A 19,760-nucleotide genomic window follows, 5' to 3' on the forward strand; every position below is an offset into this window, starting at 1 on the left:
CCGGAGATCAGACCCATGGCTCAGCCCCCCAATACACTTCGTGAAATCGAAGACATCGCCGACATGGGTATCGTCATGCCCGATGGCTGCCGCCTGTCGGCACGCGTCTGGCGGCCCATGGATGCGCTCGACAATCCTGTTCCTGCTATTCTGGAGCACTTGCCCTACCGCAAACGTGACGGAACGACGACGCGCGATGCGCTGACCCATCCGTGGTTTGCCAAGCGTGGCTACGCCTGCATCCGGGTCGATATGCGCGGCAATGGCGATAGCGAAGGGCTGATGGAGGATGAATACACGCAACAGGAGCTGGATGACGCCGTTGAGGTGATCCGGTGGCTAGCAGATCAGCCCTGGTGCAACGGTTCGGTCGGGATGATGGGGATCAGCTGGGGCGGCTTCAACTCCCTGCAGGTTGCCGCGATGCAGCCCGAGGCTTTGAAAGCGATCATCACGCTCTGCTCAACGGCGGATCGTTACGCCGACGACATCCATTATAAAGGCGGGTGTCTGCTGAACGAGAATCTGGGTTGGGGGGCGACGATGTGGTCTTATTCGTCGCGCGCGCCGGACCCCGCGCTACGGGAAAACTGGCGTGATCTCTGGCTGAAACGGCTTGAAGCTGAACCTTTCCTGCCATCGGTCTGGCTGCGCCATCAGGCGCGCGATGCCTATTGGCGGCATGGTTCGGTCTGCGAAGATTTCAGCGCAATTCGCGCGGCCACTCTTGCTGTGGGCGGCTGGGGCGACGCCTACAAGAACACTGTGCCATTGCTGGTCGAGTCGCTCGACGCGCCAGCGAAAGGAATCGTCGGCCCTTGGGTTCACAAATATCCGCATTTTGCGATCCCCGAGCCTCGCATCGGGTTTCTGCAAGAGGCACTGCGCTGGTGGGATCACTGGCTTAAGGGCGAAGACACCGGCGTTACGGATGATCCCGACTATCGTGCTTATGTGATGAACGGCGTCCGACCGGCGCGCTGGTACAGTGAAAGACCGGGACGATGGATTGCCGAGACCGTGGGGGCGACCTCGCATCTTCCTACGGTGGCAATGCGCCTCGCAGATGACGGGTTAGGCAGCGATGGCCCGCTGGATGCACGCATCCGGTCACCGCACACATGCGGGATGGAAGGCGGAGAATATTGCGCGATCTGGCTTGGTCCCGACATGCCGGGTGACCAGCGGAGCGACGATGCGCTGTCGGCCTGTTTCGACAGCACCCCACTGGGCGATGATATCGAGATCGTCGGCGCGCCCAAAATCCGGCTGCGCCTGAGTGCCGACAAATCGCAGGCTCAGATTGCCGTTCGGCTGAACCATCTGCACCCCGACGGGGCCTCGACCCGGATCACCTATGGTGTACTGAATCTGACGCATCGCGAAGACCACGCCGAGCCAATCACTCTGACCCCTGGTGAGAGCTATGACATCGAACTGGACCTTGATCATATTGCCTATCGCATACCCAAGGGGCATCGCTTGCGGGTCGCAATCTCAAGCGCCTATTGGCCATTGATTTGGCCCTCACCCGAAACAGCAGAGCTGCACCTGACCAGAGGTGAAATCGTCGTGCCAACGCGTGAGCTGGGCCACAGGGACGAGTGCGGCTTTGCTCCGCCAGATGCCGAATCCCCCCGTCCAGTCTCGACAGTGCGCGAATCGCACAACGCGCGTAGGGTCGAGATCGACATGAACACGGGTCAAACGCATATGATCATCGAGGATGACTTCGGGAAAATCCGCGACGAGATGCATGGCCTGATCAACGGCAGCACTGCATATGAAAAATGGTCAATCCATCCAGACGATCCCCTGTCGGCCCGCGGCGAATGCCGCTGGACGCAAGAGCTGGAACGGGATGATATCCAACTCAGAACCGAAACCGAGTGTGAAATGTGGTCGGATTCCGAGCATTTTTTCCTGCGCGCACAGATAAACGCCTATGAAAACGAGGTTTTGGTTTTTTCGAAAAAGCTAGAGGATACCATACCACGCAAGCTTATATGACTTTCAGGCCCATTGGGTGACAGATTATTGCTTGCCCGTCGGCCTGAAATGCGCCTAGTTTGACTCATGCGTCAATAAAAAGCCCGAAAACGGGCTAACCATCCAACCAATTGGGAGATTTCTGGATGAACGATCAACTCACTCACATGTCTAAACTCGTGGCGGCAGGCAGGATGTCGCGCCGTGAATTCATGGGCCGGGCAGCTGCTCTGGGTGTATCCGTCGCAATGGCGGGCAGCGTATTCGCAACCGCGGCACGGGCGGCAGGACCGGTCAAAGGCGGTACCATCCGCGTTGGTATTCAGGGCGGCGGCTCCTCTGACAGCCTCGATCCGGCGCTGGCCGCAAACGCGACCGCAACGCAGGTTCTGCGTCTGTGGGGCGAACCGCTGCTGGAACTGGACCCCAAAGGCGGTCTGTGGCCGCGTCTGGCCGAAAGCTTCGAGGCGTCCGCCGATGCACGCGTCTGGACCTTCAAGATCCGCTCGGGTGTGAACTTCTCGAACGGTAAGACCATGACCGCCGACGACGTGCTGGCCACAATGGAGCGCCACGCCGGCGAAGAATCGCAGTCAGGTGCGCTTGGACTGCTGCGCGGCATCAAGGCCATGAGCGTCGAGGGTGATAAATTCATTGTCGAATTGGACAAACCCAACGCCGACCTGCCCTATCTGCTGACCGACTATCACCTGCTCATTCAACCCAATGGTGGTAAAGACGATCCAACCGCGGCAATCGGAACCGGTCCCTATGTCCTGAGCGATGTCGAACCCGGCGTGCGCTTCGTTGGTGAAAAGAACCCCGACTACTGGGATGATAATGTTGGCCATGCCGACACGATCGAACTGATCGTCATCAACGACGACACCGCGCGTGTCGCGGCGCTGCAGTCGGGTCAGGTGCATATGATCAACCGCGTACCGCCGCGCACGGCAAACTTGGTTGGCCGCGCGCCAAACATCAACCTGCGCACTACGTCTGGTCCGGGGCACTATGTGTTCATCATGCACGCCAACACCGCCCCCTTCGACAACAAAGACCTGCGGATGGCGCTGAAGTACGGCATCAACCGCCAAGAAATGGTCGATAAAATCCTGTTCGGCTTTGGCTCGATTGGCAACGACACACCAATCAACAGCTCATACCCGCTGTTTACCGAGTTGGAGCAGCGCGAATACGATCCGGACAAGGCCAAGTTCCATCTGGAGCAGTCAGGCTTTGACGGAGCGGTATTGCTACGCACATCTGACAACTCGTTCCCGGGTGCGCCAGACGCAGCAGCTCTGTTCCAGCAATCCTGTGGCGCTGCCGGTATCAATATCGAGATTAAGCGCGAGCCCAATGACGGCTATTGGTCTGAGGTCTGGAACAAACAGCCTTTCTGCACCAGCTACTGGGGTGGTCGCTCGACGCAGGATTTCATGTTCTCAACCGCTTATCTGTCGACCGCCGACTGGAATGACACGCGGTTCAATAACGAACAGTTCGACCAGCTGTTGTTCGCAGCCCGCGGCGAGCTGGACGAAACAAAGCGGATCCAGATGTATGCCGACATGTCCACCATTCTGCGTGATGAAGGCGGCCTGATCTGTCCGATGTTCAACCAGTTCATCGACGCGACGACTTCGGACGTGGATGGCTGGATCGATTCCGAGAACGGATTCGATCTGAACAACTTCTACGCTCCGATGACCATGTGGGTTGCTGCCTGATATGGGAATCGCGATGAAACTTGTGGTCCAGCGCATTGCGCTGGGCCTTTTGCTGCTATTAGCTGTATCTGTGCTGATTTTCGTGGGCACGCTCATCCTGCCCGGTGACGTGGCCCAATCCATCCTCGGTCAGTCCGCTACGCCCGAAGCCCTCGCCAACCTGCGCGAAGAGCTGGGATTGAATGAACCCGCCATCACCCGCTATTTCGACTGGCTATTTGCCGCGTTGCAGGGTGATTTAGGTACTGCGCTGACCAATGGTCGTGACATTGCCGAGAGTATCGGTCAACGCATGTCCAACACTCTGTTTCTTGCCTTTTGGGCCGCCCTGATTTCGGTACCTCTGGCAATCCTTCTGGGTCTGATCGCGGTGCGCTATAAGGACCGCTGGCCCGACAAGCTGATCTCGGCCGTTACGCTGGCATCAATCTCGATCCCGGAATTCCTGATCGGTTATCTGCTGATGTATTTCGTCGCGGTGAAGCTGGGCTGGTTCCCATCCGTTGCGATGATCGGTGACCACATGAGCCTGCTGCAGAAGCTTCAGGCGATTGCATTGCCCGTGATGGTTCTGACGCTTGTGGTACTGGCACATATGATGCGCATGACCCGCGCGGCAATTCTGAACGTGATGCAATCGGCCTATATCGAGACGGCCGAGCTCAAGGGATTGACCGGGTTTCAGGTTATCGCGCGCCACGCCTTCCCGAACGCCATCGCTCCGATCGTCAACGTGGTGATGCTGAACCTGGCCTATCTGGTGGTCGGCGTCGTGGTGATCGAGGTGGTGTTCGTCTATCCCGGCATGGGACAGTACCTTGTTGACCACGTGGCGAAACGTGACGTTCCGGTGGTACAGGCCTGCGGTCTGATCTTCGCCGCCGTCTATATCGGCCTCAACATGATTGCAGACATCGTCTCGATCCTGGCCAACCCGCGTCTGAGGCATCCGAAATGAAGAACATCCCTATTTCTGCACTGATCGGGCTGTTCCTGACGGCCCTCTACTTTCTCGTGGCGCTGTTCGCGCCGCTCATCGCGCCTTACGGCATGGCTGAAATTGTCGGCGGTGTGTGGGAACCCTCGAAGATCGAGATCATGCTTGGGATCGCTCCCGAAGGTTTCACCGAGTCGAGTTTCTGGCTGGGCACCGACAATATCGGCCGCGATCTGCTGAGCCGGATGATCTATGGCGGGCGTACCACCATCTTCATCGCGACGGCTGCAACGATACTGTCCTTCGTGACCGGTTCGGTCCTGGGCTTCTTTGCGGCGGTGATGGGCGGCTGGGTCGATCAGGTGCTGTCGCGCTTTGTCGATCTGATCATGTCGATCCCGACACTGATCTTCGCCCTCGTGGTCCTCTCGGTGATGCCGGTGACCGTCCCGATCCTGATCGTCGTCATGGGTCTGCTGGATTCGACCCGTGTCTATCGTCTGGCCCGTGCTGTTGCCGTCGACATCACCGTCATGGACTATGTCGAAGCCGCGCGTCTGCGGGGCGAAAAGATCGCCTGGATCATCTTCCGCGAAATCCTACCCAACGCGCTGTCACCGCTGGTGGCCGAGATGGGCCTGCGCTTCATCTTCGCCGTGCTGTTCGTCTCGACTCTGTCATTCCTGGGTCTCGGCGTGCAACCGCCCGAGGCTGACTGGGGTGGCATCGTGAAAGAGAACAAGGAAGGCATCGTCTACGGCATTCCCGCCGCCCTGCTGCCCGCTGTCGCCATCGCGACGTTGGCAATCTCGGTCAATCTTGTGGCTGACTGGGTTCTGAACCGTACCACATCGCTGAAAGGAGGCCGGGGATGAGTGATACCCTTCTCAAGGTCCGCGACCTCAAAATCGGCGCGACCGTCTATCCGCCGGGTGAGAAACCCCATGACATCGAAATCGTGCACGGGGTCAGCTTTGACCTTGAGCGCGGCAAGGTGCTGGGGCTGATCGGTGAATCCGGGGCGGGCAAGTCTACCATCGGTCTGGCCTCGATGGCCTATGGCCGCGGAGGTGTGAAAATCACCGGTGGCGAGGTTTGGGTCAACGGGCGCGATATCCTCAAGACATCCTTGCGTGATATCCGCAAACTGCGCGGGGGTGAGGTCACCTATGTGTCCCAATCCGCTGCGGCGTCGTTCAATCCGGCCAAGAAGATCATGGATCAGGTGGTCGAGGCCGCGGTCGAACAGAAGAAGTTCACCCGCAAAGAGGCCGAGGCCCGCGCGCGCGAGCTGTTTGCCAAGCTGGGTCTGCCTGACCCCGACAATATCGGCAATCGCTATCCGCACCAGGTCTCGGGCGGCCAGCTGCAACGCTGCATGACTGCACTTGCCCTATGTCCGGAACCGGATCTGGTGGTGTTCGACGAGCCCACCACAGCGCTGGACGTAACCACGCAGATCGACGTTCTGATGGCCATCAAAGAGGCCATTGCGGATACCGGTGTCGCCGCTCTCTATATCACCCACGACCTTGCTGTTGTTGCGCAGGTAAGCGATGACATCATGGTTCTGAAGATGGGTAATACCGTTGAATACGGCACAACCGATCAGATCATCAACAACCCGCAGGAGGAATACACTCAGGCGTTGGTCTCGGTCCGGTCCATCGAGCACGAAGAAAAGAAACCCACGCCAGAACCTGTGCTGACCGTCGAGGGTATCACTGCGCGCTACAAGGGTCTGAATTTCGACGTCCTGCACAACGTCAATGTTGAGCTTCATCCGGGGCAGACTTTGGCGGTCGTGGGCGAATCCGGCTCAGGTAAGTCCACACTGGCGCGGGTGATTACTGGCCTGCTGCCGCCGCGTGATGGAGAGATCACCTTTGCAGGGCGCAAGCTCAGCCCTGATCTGGCTGGCCGCTCTCGCGAGGACCTGCGTGAATTGCAGATGATCTACCAAATGGCTGACGTCGCGATGAATCCGCGCCAAACCGTCGGGACTATCATCGGTCGCCCGTTGGAGTTCTACTTCAACATGCGCGGGGCCGAGAAACGCAAGCGGATCATCGAACTGCTGGATGAAATCGAACTGGGCGAAAAGTTCATCGATCGGTATCCGGCGGAGCTGTCGGGTGGTCAGAAACAGCGTGTCTGCATCGCGCGGTCGCTGGCGGCCAAACCGAAGATGATCATCTGCGATGAAGTCACCTCGGCGCTCGATCCACTGGTGGCGGATGGCATCCTGAAACTGCTGCTGGACCTGCAGAAGATCGAGGATGTGGCCTATCTGTTCATCACTCACGATCTGGCGACGGTGCGTGCGATCAGCGACAGTATTGCGGTGATGTATCAGGGACGCGTCGCGCGCTACGGCTCGAAAAGCCAGGTGCTCAGCCCGCCGTTCGATGATTATACCGACCTTCTGCTCAGCTCGGTGCCAGAAATGCATCTGGGTTGGCTGGAAGAGGTTGTCGCGCATCGCAAGATGGAGAGCGCCGGCAACTGATCACATCGTAACAGTTCCATGAAATCTCATAATCCCGACATCTTGTCCGATGACAGGTGTCGGGATTTTGCTATTGGGGGCGCGAACGGACGCCCTTGGAATCGCGAATCCAATAGGGTCACTGGAAAGAGCAAAAAGAAGGCTGAAACATGGACCGCAAACTGCTTTTGATCATCCTCGACGGCGTCCCATGGCGCAATTTCCGCCGCCTCTTTGGCAACCTCGAAGGCTGGGTCGACACCGGTGAAGCCCGCGTGTGGAAGCTGCGCGCCGTCCTGCCCTCCACCTCGGCCAGTTGCTATGCGTCGATCCACACCGGCGTGACACCGCAAGAGCATGGTTGTACCGGCAATGGCAACGTTTTCCGTCTGAGCTATAAGGATGTGTTCAGCCAGGTGCGTGAGGTCGGGGGAGTGACAGGCGCCGTCACCCACAGCTATTGGTCGCAGTTCTTCAATCGCCACCCGTTCGATTACGTTCGCGACGTGGAATATGACGAGCCGGACAGCAAGACCATCAACCATGGCCGGTTCCACACCATGACCGGCTATGGCAAAGCCAACCAGATGACACCATGCGATGTGGATCTGTTCGCTTCGCTCACCAACCTGTGCCTGCGCTTCGGGCTGGACTACGGCATTCTGCACACCTGCACGCTGGACAGCATGGGCCACCGTTTCTTCCACGACTGCCCCGAGATGGATCACGCCTGTTTTGTCGCGGACGAAATGCTCGCCCCTTTCATCCCCCGCTGGCGGCAACTGGGGTACGAGGTCATCGTTACAGCTGACCACGGCCAGGATGAGCGCGGCCACCACGGCGGGCGCAGTCCGCTGCAACAGGAGACAGCCTTATATTACTTCGGTGACGCCGGAGGTCCTGAGGCCGCTACGGTGATCGATCAGCTACAGCTGGCACCGACCATCCTGACCCGGATGGGCGCGCCCGTGGCAGACACGATGAAAGCCGAACCTTTCCTGATCTAGGCTTCAATCGTAGGACCAGATCCCCTGCCCCAGCGCCTCGATGGCGACCGATATTCGTTCAAAGCTGTCGGCGGCACGCTTTACCGTGCTTCGGGCGCGTAAATAGCCGTGGATCAGCCCGGGTTCATTGACGCAATGCGCATGCCCACCGGCGGCTGTGATGCGCTCGCAATAGGCAGGCCCGTCATCGCGTAACGGATCACAATCGGCTGTCACCACAACCGTAGGCGGGAGGTTCGAGAAATCGCGATCCTGCAAAGGCGCAAATGTTGGGTCATTATCCGGCACGTCGCCCGCACAGCGGATCGATTGGTAGAATAGGACATCATCGCGCGTAAGCATCGGGGCGTTAGCGTGTTCGATATATGAGCCATACGAGGGATCCCCGCCCAGCCCCGGGTAGATCAGAACCTGCCCGAGCACATTCTCCAACCGCCCCCGGCCATGATGTGCAACAGTTGCGGCAAGATTGCCGCCCGCGCTGTCCCCGGCCAATACGATGGGATCGCCGAATTCCCGGGCAACCCAGCAGGTTGCAGTCCAGCTGTCCTGAAACTGGGCGGGGTGCGCATGTTCCGGACACAGCCGGTAGTCGACCGACACGACGCGGTATCCGGTCTGCACACAAATCTCGGCGCAGACATCGTCGTGGCTGTCCAAACCGCCGACGACGAACCCCCCGCCATGAAAATACACAACGCTTCGGGTCGGATCACCCGCAGTATAGAGGCGAACCGCAACACCATCCGCGTCACGGTCTTCTACTTCAACACCCGATGGACGAGGCTGACGAAACTCCTGACACATCGCATCATAAACGCGACGCTGATCTTCGATGGACATATCGACCGCGTCATCAGGATAGCTTTCGGCCGTGCGACGTATGAACGCCCAGGTTTCTTCGTCGATCAGGCGTTCATAGTCCATTGTCCCTCCCGCGGCTTACTCAGACCACTCCCACGGCCGGGTGAATGCCCCCAGCACCTTGGCCACATCGTCCTCGGAAGACCCGTTCGCGTCAAGCTGTGCGACAAGCCCGCGTTTCTTGTCATCGATTACGGACACAACGCGCGCCGCGACACCTGCAGTTTCTAGGGCACCATTGTAGATGCGGGTGATGGCCTGTTTGCGCAGATCCGGTTTGAACACCTTGCCGACCGCGGTTTTTGGAAGCTCATCCAGAATGGTCATATGCTTGGGCTGCGCCGCGCGTTCGTGGACGTGGACCTTGCAATACTCCATCAGCTCTTTTTCGGTAACTGAGGCACCCTCGACCAGCTCCACAAACGCACAAGGCACCTCACCCGAATGCGCATCCGGCTGGCCGATGGCCCCGGCAAAGGCGACGGCTTCGTGGCCAAGCAGGGCCTCTTCGATCTCGGCAGGATCAATATTGTGACCGCCCCGGATGATCAGGTCTTTGGCGCGCCCGGTGATCCAGAGATAACCATCCTCATCAAACCGTCCCAAATCGCCTGTGCGCAGGTATTTGTCGAAATGATAGAGGTTCGTGTTCTTGTCTGTCTCGGTATAGGTGTTGCCCGCGTAGACGCCGGGGTTCGAAATGCAGATTTCACCGATCTGATCTGCGCCGCATTCTTTAGGGCCATCCGGTCCGTCCTGCAGGATTTTGACATCCGTATAGGGGAACGGAATACCGATCGAGCCGATCTTCTTCTCGCCATCCACAGGGTTGCACGACACCAGACAGGTTGCCTCGGTCAGGCCGTAACCTTCGACGATGGTGACGCCTGTCGCTTCTTCGAAGCGGCGGAACAGTTCGACGGGCAACGGGGCTGAGCCTGAAAAGGCGGTTTTCACGCTTGAAATATCAGCATCAACCGGGCGCTGCATCTTGGCCGAGATTGCGGTTGGCACGGTGATGATGAACGAGACCTTCCAGCGTTCGATCAGCTTCCAGAAATTGTCGAACACGCCGTCCCCGCGATAGCCAGCGGGCGTTGGGAAAATCACATGCGCCCCCGAGGACACAGCTGCCATCACAATCACATGCACCGCAAAGACATGGAACATCGGCAGCGGGCACATGATGACGTCGTTTTCGTCAAACAGCAGCGTGTTGCCCAACCAGCCATTGTAGATCAGGCCAGAGTATTTGTGTTGTGCTACCTTTGGCATGCCCGTTGTGCCGCCGGTGTGGAAATAACAGGCGACGCGGTCTTCCTGACTGTCCTCAAAATTCAGCGTTTTCGGCTGCTTGTTCAACTCGGCATTGAAGTTCTTGTAATCCGCATGGGCCAGTTTTTCCTTGTCGCCCATCTTGGGGCGCAGGAACGGCACGAGCCAGGATTTGGGCGGCGTCAGATAGCGGTTCAGGTCAATCTCGAGGATCGTGTTGACCCCCGGCGCGTGGCGCACGGCCTCTTCCACCTTCTGGGCCACATCGGTTTTGGGGAAGGATTTCAGCGTGACCACGACCTTCGCCTTGGTCTCACGCAGGATCGCGGCAATCTGTTCGGGTTCAAGCAGAGGGTTGATCGGGTTCACGATCCCTGCAACCGCGCCACCCATCATGGTAACCAGCGTCTCGTTACAGTTGGGCAGTACATAAGCCACCACGTCCTTTTCGCCGATGCCTAGCGAGCGGAACAGGTTGGCTGCCTGATTGACTTTGCCCAGCAGCTCCGACCATGTCAGCGTCTCTGCCTTGTCAGTCGGGCCGGATAGCAATTGAAAGCTGATCGCCTTGTGGTTCGGGAACTTGCCCGCCGTCCGCGACAACAGCTGATGGAAGGTGACGGGCACATCCCGGTCTTCCCACGCCATCTCCTGCTCGATGCGCGCCTTGTCTTCCAATCCCACAAAGGCCATGTGGCTCCTCCCCTGATCTGTCTCCCGTGTCGCGCACGGGTTTGTTTGTGCCTCCAAGATGGAAGCAAAACACCGCATGCGCAAGCAAGGGCTTAGCGATCAGGTTCGGGAAAATGTAGAATGACGCTACGGCGAAACAAGATGTGCCGGAGCGTCACTTTATTCTGCGGCCACTCCGTCGGTGAACTGCAAACGCGCCAGACGGGCATACAAGCCGTCCTGCGCCACCAGATCATCATGCGTGCCCTGCGCTACGATCTGTCCCGCCTCAAGCACGACAATACGATCAGCCTTCTTCACGGTCGCCAGCCGGTGCGCCACGATCAGCGTGGTACGCCCTGCCCTCATATTATCAACTGCGCCTTGCACCGCGCGTTCGCTTTCCGCATCCAGCGCCGAGGTCGCCTCGTCCAACAGCAGCACCGGCGCATCGCGGAGGATGGCGCGCGCGATGGCGATACGCTGTTTCTGACCACCTGAAAGCATTACGCCGCGCTCACCCACGAAGCTGTCATACCCTTCGGGCAGAGCCGAGATGAAGTCATGCGCGGCAGCAGCGCGGGCGGCGGCCTCAACTTCGGCATCCGTCGCATCAAGGCGGCCGAAGCGGATATTCTCGCGTGCCGAGGCGGCGAAGATCACCGGGTCTTGTGGCACCAGCGCGATGTGCTGACGGAAGTCGTCACGATTGAGGTCGCGCAGATCGCACCCGTCGAGGCTGACCTGCCCGGCATCCGGATCGTAGAACCGCTGGATCATCTGGATCACGGTCGTCTTGCCCGCACCAGACGGGCCGACAAAAGCCACCGTTTCCCCGGGTTTGATCTGCAGCGACAAATGATCCAATGCGACGACATCCGGGCGGGCGGGATAGCGGAAAGTCACATCGTCAAAGTGAATCTCGCCCCGGACTGGCGCAGGCAGAGCTCTAGCCTGCAGCGGATCATTGACTGTATCCTCAGCGTTCAGCAGCTCGACCAGCCGCTCGGTTGCGCCCGCTGCGCGCTGCAGTTCGCTCCAGATTTCCGACAATGCAGCAACCGAACCTGCCATGATGATCGAATAGATCACGAACTGGATCAGCACGCCCTCGGTCATCACCCCGTTACGCACGTCATTCGCGCCCATCCACAACACGCCGACGATGCCCGAGAAAACGAGGAAGATAACGATGACCGTCAGAATCGCACGGGTCTGGATTCGGCGCAGAGAAACTTCGTACGAAGTTTCTGTCATCTCACCGAACTGCGCCCGGCTGGCCTGTTCATGGGTAAAGGCTTGCACGGTCTGCACCGCTCCCAACGCCTCGCCCGCGTTTCCCGATGACGCCGCAATCCAATCCTGGTTTTCGCGACTGATCACCCGCAACCGGCGACCCAGCACCAGAATCGGCACGACGACCAACGGAATAAGCAGCAGAACCATCCCAGTCAGCTTGGCCGAAGTCAGCAACATCAAAACCAATCCGCCTACGAACATCAGCAGATTACGCAGGGCAATCGACACCGACGAGCCCAGCACCGACTGGATTAGCGTTGTATCGGTGGTGATCCGGCTCAGGACTTCTCCGGTCATGATGCGTTCGTAAAATTCGGGACTCATCCCGATCACGCGGTCGAATACAGCCTTTCGGATATCGGCCACCACGCGCTCACCCAGTCGGGTCACCAGCGCATATCGAATACCCGTGCCTATGGCGAGGATACCAGCAATGACCAGAGCGGCCAGAAAATACCAATCCAGAAGCTCGCCATCTTCAATACGGAAATTATCAACCACACGGCGCACAGCCAAAGGCAGCATTAATGTCATGCTGGCAGTCAGGATCAGCGCCAAAGTCGCACCGATCATCAACAAGCGATACGGCAGCATGAAAGGCCACAGCGACCGCAATACGCCGATCTTCTTCGACCCGGCCCGCTCTTCATGCGCACCGGGCGCCTGTGCATTCGCTGGACTGGCTGAGCGTGTTCTTGCCATGTCTGGCCCTTGTCTTCTGGTCATCGCCGTTATCTGGCGCGTTTCAACGCTTCTTGGCGGCAGAGGCCGATGGGGTCAAGCATTGGGCGCAAATCGGACACGATCCGGGCCTTTTGACGCATTCGGCGGAGGGGCTGAACTGGAGCGGGTAGACGGAATCGAACCGACATAGCCTGCTTGGAAGGCAGGGGCTTTACCATTAAGCTATACCCGCTCAGCGTCTGGGCTGAGTAGTCCATGCGCCCCCGGGCGTCAAGAAGCGAAATCACCTATTTGTTTGGTTTTGCCATCCTCGGCTTATCTCGCTCCGGCATTGATCACAGAAATGTGATATTGTGTGGAAATCCGCGACACAGCGCACTGCTGAGCGTCTGCGCATGTACACCATGGGGGATATTCCAAATGACCGATTTTGACCTTGGCACCTACCAACGCAGGATTACCACTGGATCTCAAGATGCGCAGCGCCTGTTCGATCAGGGGCTGATCTGGTTGTTTGGGTATAATCATGAAGCGGCAGCGCACTGTTTTGAGCAGGCCATAGCTCAGGATCCGGACTGCGGCATGGCACATTGGGGCGTCGCTTATGCAATCGGCCCCAACTACAATAAACCTTGGGAGTTTTTTGAGCCCGATGAAAAAGTGGCCACGCTGGAACGAGCACATCAGGCGATCGACGCAGCGATGGCGCTGCGCGAGCGGGTTAGCCCGGTCGAAGCCGCGCTGATCGAGGCCATCGCCCACCGATTTCCAACAGATCCCACGATTGAGGATTACGGGCCATGGAATGACGCGTTCTCGGATTCGATGCGCCAAGTCTATGCCGCATATCCGGACGACCTTGAGGTCTCCTCGATCTTCGCCGAGGCGCTAATGAATCGCACCCCTTGGACGCTTTGGGATCTGAAGAACGGGGTGCCCGCTGAAGGTGCATCAACCACCGAAGCGCAAACGGTGCTGGAACGCGCCTTTGACACGTTGCCGGGCGCGTGGGACCACCCCGGCCTGCTTCATATGTATATCCACCTGATGGAGATGTCGCCCACACCCGAGAAGGCCCTGCAACATGGCGACCGGCTGGTCGATCTGGTGCCCGACAGCGGACATCTGGTGCATATGGCCACGCATATCGACGTTCTCTGCGGCGAGTATCAGAATGTCGTCTGGCGCAATCATCGCGCCGCCGCCGTCGACCAGAAATACGAAGCGATGGCGGGGGGTGAGAACTTCTATACGGTTTACCGCGTCCACAACGTGCATTTCGAAGCCTATGGCGCAATGTTCCTTGGACAACCCGAAAAAGCGCTGGCTGCATCTGAGGAACTGATGCGGATGCTGCCCGACAACGTGATCCGCTTTTTCCCGGACCTGTTCGAATCTTTCTACGGCAAGAAGATCCACGTTATGGTCCGCTTTGGCATGTGGCAGGAAATTCTGGACGAGCCACTGCCGGGGGATGCTGAGTTGTACAGCTACACCACAGCCGCGATCCATCAGGCGCGCGCCGTAGCTTTGGCCAATCTCGGGCAATTGGATGCCGCGCAGGAAGCGCGCGCACTTGCGGTTCAGGCACGCGAAGCCGTGCCGGAAAGCCGTCTGGTCTTCAATAACACCGCAGAGGATGTCTTGATGATCGGCGAGGCCATGATGGATGGAGAGATTGCGTTCAAATCCGGCGATCACGAAGGTGGCTTGGCGTATCTGCGCCGGTCTGTCGAACTGGATGATGCCTTGGTCTATGACGAGCCCTGGGGCTGGATGCAGCCCACCCGTCACGCATTGGGGGCATTGTTGATGGAGGCTGGCCAATACGAAGAGGCCGAGGCCGTCTATCGTGCCGATCTGGGCCTTGACGACACACTAGCCCGCGCCTGTCAGCACCCTCGCAATATTTGGAGTCTGCACGGCTTGCACGAATGTCTGGTCCGGCGCCGAGAAGAAACCGAAGCGCGGCATATCAAACTGCTGCTGGATCAGGCCTCGGCCCGCGCAACTATACCGGTACATGCGTCCTGCTATTGCCGCAGCAAAGCAAAAGCCGCCTAGGTCGTTTTTAGTTCGGAAACGCTAGGGTCCTGCTGCTGCAGCCGGTCGTACTAAGCTCTGCATTCGCGGCAGCCGAAGCAGAAACCACCATTGCGAGCTCATCGGTTAGTTGAACGGCGAGCATCCGCCTCTTAGCACCGGCACCGGGGACGTTTGGCTCAGATATCTTCACCCGGCGGATCAAGCAGTCCACCTGGTGCGAGCAAAGCACGTTCGGACAGCCACGGGTTCAACTCAAGGGCGTGATTCAGCGCCTCACGTGCTTCGTCGAGGCGTTTTAACCCCAACAACGACAATGCTCGCCCGCTCAGCGCAGCAACATGGTTCGGAGATAGTGCTATCGCGTGGTCCAAATCAATGAGGGCCGCGCCATAGTTTTGCTGGAGGTAATTGACAAACGCCCGCTGGTTATAGCCTTCGGCATAATCGGGGCAATAAGCGACCAAAGCGTCAAACTCGGTCAGCGCGCCCGCCAAATCCCATGCCTCGCGCAAAGACATTCCGCGGTCCAATAGGGTTTGCGCACGGACATCCGGCGCATCGGTCCAAAGCTGCCACATCTGGCCTGAAATGCCCCGTGCCTCGCGCTCGGTCACCGCGCCTTGGGCTTGCGCGATCAGCGCGTCGATCCCGGAGGTATGATCCGGCGCGACGGGGCAGTCAGCAGCGGCTTGCGCAGCAGAGGTAGCGAGAAATACAAGTGCAAGTGTGTGCTTCATCCTCTCTAACCTGATCCCGTCGGCCTATACGTCAACCGTTTTTTAGCGGGTTCAGCAGCCCGGTCTCTTTCACCGCCTCCATCGCCACGAAAGTGGATGTGTTGGCAACATGCGGCAGGGATGAGATTTTTTCGGCCAGAACCGTGCGGTATTCCGTCATTGAACGGGTGCGTATCTTGAGCAGATAGTCGAAGTTCGACGCGATCATATGGGCCTGTTCAATCTCGGCCACCTTGCGCACCGCCGCGTTGAACTCGGCCAGAGCCTTTTCGCGGGTGTCGGCCAGGCGCACCTCGACAAAGGCGACATGATCCAGCCCCAGACGGATCGGATCGAGCATGGCGCGATAGCCCGTGATGATCCCATCGGCCTCAAGTCGCTTGAGCCGCGCCTGCGTTGGCGATTTTGACAGACCGATCCTGCGCGCCAGGTCCGTTACCGAGATCCGCCCATCTTCGGCCAACGCGGTCAGGATTGCCCGATCAAACCGGTCAAGGTCGGATAAATCGTTTTGCATCAGATACACCTCCGATTTCGGTCTATTCGACCGCTCAATCTGAAAATTCAGTCCATTTGCCTGCTGTTTCATCGATATATTAGGCAAAAGCCCCGGAGTACACATGTCACATATCCTGCGCACCAAAATCGATACACAAACCTATGCCGACCAGACCGCTGTTCTGGATGCCCTGATCACTCAGGCCGCGCTGTCACAGCCCGACCGAACGTCGATCTGTAATGCCGCGGCGCAATTGGTGCGCGATATCCGGTCCAGCACCTCCCCCGGTATGATGGAGGTGTTTCTGGCGGAATATGGCCTGTCCACCGACGAAGGCGTGGCCCTGATGTGTCTGGCCGAGGCGCTATTGCGGGTGCCGGATGCCGATACCATCGATGCATTGATCGAAGACAAGATCGCGCCCTCCGATTGGGGCAAGCATCTGGGTCAATCATCCTCGTCGCTGGTGAACGCCTCGACATGGGCGCTGATGCTGACCGGACGGGTCCTGGACGAAGACAAATCCTCGCCGGTCGGTGCCTTGCGCGGTGCAATCAAGCGCTTGGGTGAACCGGTGATCCGTACCGCAGTGGGCCGCGCGATGAAAGAGATGGGGCGTCAGTTCGTTCTGGGCGAAACCATTCAATCCGCGATGAAGCGCGCCAAGGGGATGGAGGACAAGGGTTACACCTACTCCTACGACATGTTGGGTGAGGCTGCGCGGACCGAGGCCGATGCCGCCCGCTACCACCTGTCCTATTCGCGTGCCATCGCCGCCATTGCCGAGGCTTGTATCCACAAGGACATCCGCGAGAACCCCGGCATCTCGGTCAAGCTGTCCGCGCTGCACGCCCGCTATGAGCTGGCGCAGGAACGGCGGGTGATGGACGAACTGGTGCCTCGACTGCGGGCGCTGGCGCTGTTGGCCAAGGCCGCAGGCATGGGTCTGAACGTCGACGCCGAAGAGGCCGACCGGCTGTCCCTGTCGCTGCAGGTCATCGAAGAGGTCATGGCCGAACCCGCGCTGGCAGGCTGGGATGGGTTCGGCATTGTTGTGCAGGCCTATGGCCCGCGCGCCGGATTGGTGCTGGACACGCTCTACGAGATGGCGGAGCGACATAACCGCAAGCTGATGGTGCGGCTGGTCAAGGGCGCGTATTGGGATACCGAAATCAAGCGTGCACAAGTTGAGGGCGTCGATGGCTTTCCAGTCTTCACCCAGAAGGCGGCGACCGACGTGTCCTATATCGCCAATGCCCGCAAGCTGTTGGGTATGACCGACCGCATCTATCCGCAATTCGCCACCCATAACGCCCACACGGTCAGCGCGATCCTGCATATGGCCGACGACCAGCCGTTCGAGTTCCAGCGCCTGCATGGGATGGGCGAAACCTTGCATCAGATCGTGCGTGACAAGCAGAATTCGCGCTGCCGCATCTATGCCCCTGTCGGGGCGCATCGGGATCTACTGGCCTATCTGGTGCGGCGTTTGCTGGAGAACGGTGCGAACTCATCCTTCGTGAACCAGATCGTTGATGAGGATGTCGCCCCGGAAATCGTTGCAACCGACCCGTTTCTGGCGGTTCAAACACCTGCCAAGCCGCTACCGACCGGACCCGAGCTGTTCGCGCCGGAGCGCCCCAATTCCAAAGGGTTCGATCTGCATCATACGCCGACCCTGGATCAAATCGATATCGCGCGCGATGCTTACCGCGCCCATCACTGGTACGCTCGACCTTTGCTGTCGGATGACGCACAGCCTGAGGCGGACACACCCGTCATAAACCCGGCGCAGCCGCAAGATCGCCCCGGTTCTGTCGCCGCCGCCAGCACGACAGACGTGGAACTGGCGCTGGCAAGCGCGTGCCCGTGGCAGGCCTCGGCTGAGACGCGCGCTGCCGCGCTCAACAAGGCTGCCGATCTCTATGAGGCGCATTTTGGAGAGCTGTTTGCCCTACTCGCCCGCGAAGCCGGAAAATCCGTGCCCGATGCGGTGGCCGAACTACGCGAAGCGGTCGATTTCCTGCGCTACTACGCCGCCAACATTCCTGCAGCCAAACCTGCAGGGATTTTCACCTGTATCAGCCCGTGGAACTTCCCCTTAGCAATTTTCACCGGGCAGATTTCGGCGGCGCTGGCTACCGGGAACGCCGTGCTGGCAGCCCCTGCCCCGCAAACGCCGCTGATCGCGCACCGTGCCATTCAATTGATGCACGAGGCAGGCGTTCCGCGCGATGCTTTGCAGCTGCTGCCGGGTGGGCCGAAAGTGGGTGCGGCCCTGACATCTGACGAACGGGTCTCAGGCGTGGCCTTTACCGGATCGACCGCGACCGCGCTGAAAATTCGGATCGCCATGGCGCAGCATATGCGACCGGGCACGCCTTTGATCGCCGAAACCGGTGGTCTGAACGCCATGATCGTGGACAGCACCGCCCTGCCCGAACAGGCCGTGCAGTCGATCATCGAAAGTGCATTCCAGTCGGCAGGTCAAAGGTGTTCAGCCCTGCGCTGCCTCTATCTGCAAGAAGACATCGCCGATGATGTTCTGACCATGCTTCAGGGCGCAATGGATGCTTTGCAGGTCGGCGACCCGTGGCTGATCTCAACCGATTGCGGTCCGGTGATTGACGAGCAGGCCCGGCAGACCATCGCGGATCACGTGGCCAAAGCCCGCGCTGAGGGACGTGTTCTGAAAGAACTCTCCACCCCACCCGAAGGCACGTTTATCGCGCCAACTCTGATCGAAATCCCTGGCATCGCAGCGCTGCAGCGCGAGGTGTTCGGCCCGATTCTGCATGTCGCCCGGTTCAAAGCACAGGATATCGATAAGGTAATCGCGGATATCAACGCCACAGGTTACGGCCTGACATTCGGTCTGCACACACGGATCGATGACCGGGTGCAGCATGTGACCGAGGCGATCCATGCCGGCAACATCTATGTCAACCGCAACCAGATCGGCGCGATCGTGGGCTCGCAACCCTTCGGAGGCGAGGGCCTATCAGGCACAGGCCCCAAAGCGGGTGGCCCGAACTATATGGCGCGGTTCTGTGCCCCGGATCGGCAGGCAAGTTCAGCAAGCTGGGAAAGCGCGGCAGAGCTGGGCGCCCCCGAAGGTCAGCCAGCCCCGCCCCGCACCCAATCGCTGCCCGGCCCCACTGGCGAATCGAACCGTCTGACAGAATATGCACGGCCACCGCTATTGTGCATGGGACCTGGACCTGAGGCCGCGCAAGCACAGGTCGATGCAGTGAAAGCTCAGGGTGGGACGGCAATCCGGATGACCGGGGCACTGGATCTGCACCGGCTTGAAAACCTGGCCGGATTCTCGGGCGTTCTGTGGTGGGGCGACGAAGATACCGCCCGTCAGATCGAGCAGCACCTGGCCCGGCGGGATGGCCCGATCATTGCTCTGATCCCCGGCCAGCCCGATCGCGCGCGCGTGTTGGGAGAACGCCATGTCTGCGTCGATACCACTGCCGCCGGAGGCAACGCCGCCCTTTTGGGAGGTGCGGCATAACCGGACCTTG

At 59.2% G+C, this 19,760-nt stretch carries 13 protein-coding genes and 1 tRNA gene; 8 read left to right on the plus strand and 6 right to left on the minus strand.

Going from position 1 to position 19,760, the window contains the following annotated elements; translation table 11 throughout:
• The first annotated feature begins 15 nt into the window (after positions 1-15).
• From ACR0AZ_RS12535 to ACR0AZ_RS12560, 6 genes are all read left to right on the plus strand, one after another.
• Positions 16-2,010, plus strand: a complete 1,995-nt coding sequence (locus tag ACR0AZ_RS12535) for a CocE/NonD family hydrolase (protein WP_480667569.1) — start codon at positions 16-18, stop codon at positions 2,008-2,010.
• A 125-nt stretch (positions 2,011-2,135) separates the two neighbouring features.
• The gene (locus ACR0AZ_RS12540) at positions 2,136-3,722 is read left to right on the plus strand and encodes an ABC transporter substrate-binding protein (protein WP_480470484.1); all 1,587 of its coding nucleotides are present in this window, start codon (positions 2,136-2,138) and stop codon (positions 3,720-3,722) included.
• Position 3,723: 1 nt separating this feature from the next.
• Positions 3,724-4,680: an ABC transporter permease gene (locus ACR0AZ_RS12545; RefSeq protein ID WP_480470485.1), complete on the plus strand. Its 957-nt coding sequence runs from the start codon at positions 3,724-3,726 to the stop codon at positions 4,678-4,680.
• Complete coding sequence (locus ACR0AZ_RS12550) at positions 4,677-5,534, plus strand: ABC transporter permease (RefSeq protein WP_480667570.1); 858 nt, start codon at positions 4,677-4,679, stop codon at positions 5,532-5,534. Before ACR0AZ_RS12545 ends, ACR0AZ_RS12550 begins: the two co-directional genes overlap by 4 nt.
• On the plus strand, positions 5,531-7,168 hold the full coding sequence (locus tag ACR0AZ_RS12555) for an ABC transporter ATP-binding protein (RefSeq protein ID WP_480470487.1): 1,638 nt from the start codon (positions 5,531-5,533) through the stop codon (positions 7,166-7,168). The genes ACR0AZ_RS12550 and ACR0AZ_RS12555 overlap by 4 nt, the downstream gene beginning before the upstream one ends.
• 149 nt (positions 7,169-7,317) lie before the next feature.
• The gene (locus ACR0AZ_RS12560) at positions 7,318-8,154 is read left to right on the plus strand and encodes an alkaline phosphatase family protein (RefSeq protein ID WP_480658415.1); all 837 of its coding nucleotides are present in this window, start codon (positions 7,318-7,320) and stop codon (positions 8,152-8,154) included.
• 3 nt (positions 8,155-8,157) lie between these two features.
• Here the strand turns inward: ACR0AZ_RS12560 and ACR0AZ_RS12565 are convergent, their stop codons facing one another.
• The 4 genes from ACR0AZ_RS12565 to ACR0AZ_RS12580 form a co-directional block, all read right to left on the minus strand.
• Positions 8,158-9,081: an alpha/beta hydrolase gene (locus ACR0AZ_RS12565; RefSeq protein WP_480667571.1), complete on the minus strand. Its 924-nt coding sequence runs from the start codon at positions 9,079-9,081 to the stop codon at positions 8,158-8,160.
• Between the two features lie 15 nt (positions 9,082-9,096).
• Positions 9,097-10,986 carry an acyl-CoA synthetase gene (locus ACR0AZ_RS12570; protein WP_480470490.1) on the minus strand — a complete coding sequence of 630 codons (1,890 nt, stop codon included), beginning with the start codon at positions 10,984-10,986 and terminating at the stop codon, positions 9,097-9,099.
• A gap of 159 nt (positions 10,987-11,145) precedes the next feature.
• Positions 11,146-12,966: an ABC transporter transmembrane domain-containing protein gene (locus ACR0AZ_RS12575; protein WP_480667572.1), complete on the minus strand. Its 1,821-nt coding sequence runs from the start codon at positions 12,964-12,966 to the stop codon at positions 11,146-11,148.
• Positions 12,967-13,106: 140 nt separating this feature from the next.
• Positions 13,107-13,180: transfer RNA gene (locus ACR0AZ_RS12580), tRNA-Gly, on the minus strand.
• A 188-nt stretch (positions 13,181-13,368) separates the two neighbouring features.
• On the opposite strand from ACR0AZ_RS12580, the gene ACR0AZ_RS12585 reads away from it, so the two are divergent.
• Positions 13,369-15,012, plus strand: coding sequence for a hypothetical protein (locus ACR0AZ_RS12585; RefSeq protein WP_480470492.1), 1,644 nt, complete (start codon positions 13,369-13,371; stop codon positions 15,010-15,012).
• 158 nt (positions 15,013-15,170) lie between these two features.
• Here ACR0AZ_RS12585 and ACR0AZ_RS12590 read toward each other — a convergent pair whose 3' ends face one another.
• Both ACR0AZ_RS12590 and ACR0AZ_RS12595 read right to left on the minus strand, forming a co-directional pair.
• On the minus strand, positions 15,171-15,731 hold the full coding sequence (locus tag ACR0AZ_RS12590; protein WP_480667573.1) for a tetratricopeptide repeat protein: 561 nt from the start codon (positions 15,729-15,731) through the stop codon (positions 15,171-15,173).
• 31 nt (positions 15,732-15,762) lie between these two features.
• The gene (locus ACR0AZ_RS12595) at positions 15,763-16,248 is read right to left on the minus strand and encodes an Lrp/AsnC family transcriptional regulator (RefSeq protein WP_480658421.1); all 486 of its coding nucleotides are present in this window, start codon (positions 16,246-16,248) and stop codon (positions 15,763-15,765) included.
• A 103-nt stretch (positions 16,249-16,351) separates the two neighbouring features.
• Between ACR0AZ_RS12595 and putA the strand changes: the two genes are divergently transcribed.
• Entirely contained in the window at positions 16,352-19,750 is a 3,399-nt protein-coding gene (gene putA, locus ACR0AZ_RS12600; RefSeq protein WP_480667574.1) for a bifunctional proline dehydrogenase/L-glutamate gamma-semialdehyde dehydrogenase PutA, read from the plus strand.
• Positions 19,751-19,760: the final 10 nt, after the last annotated feature.

This window comes from Ruegeria sp. BE3 (assembly GCF_056538865.1).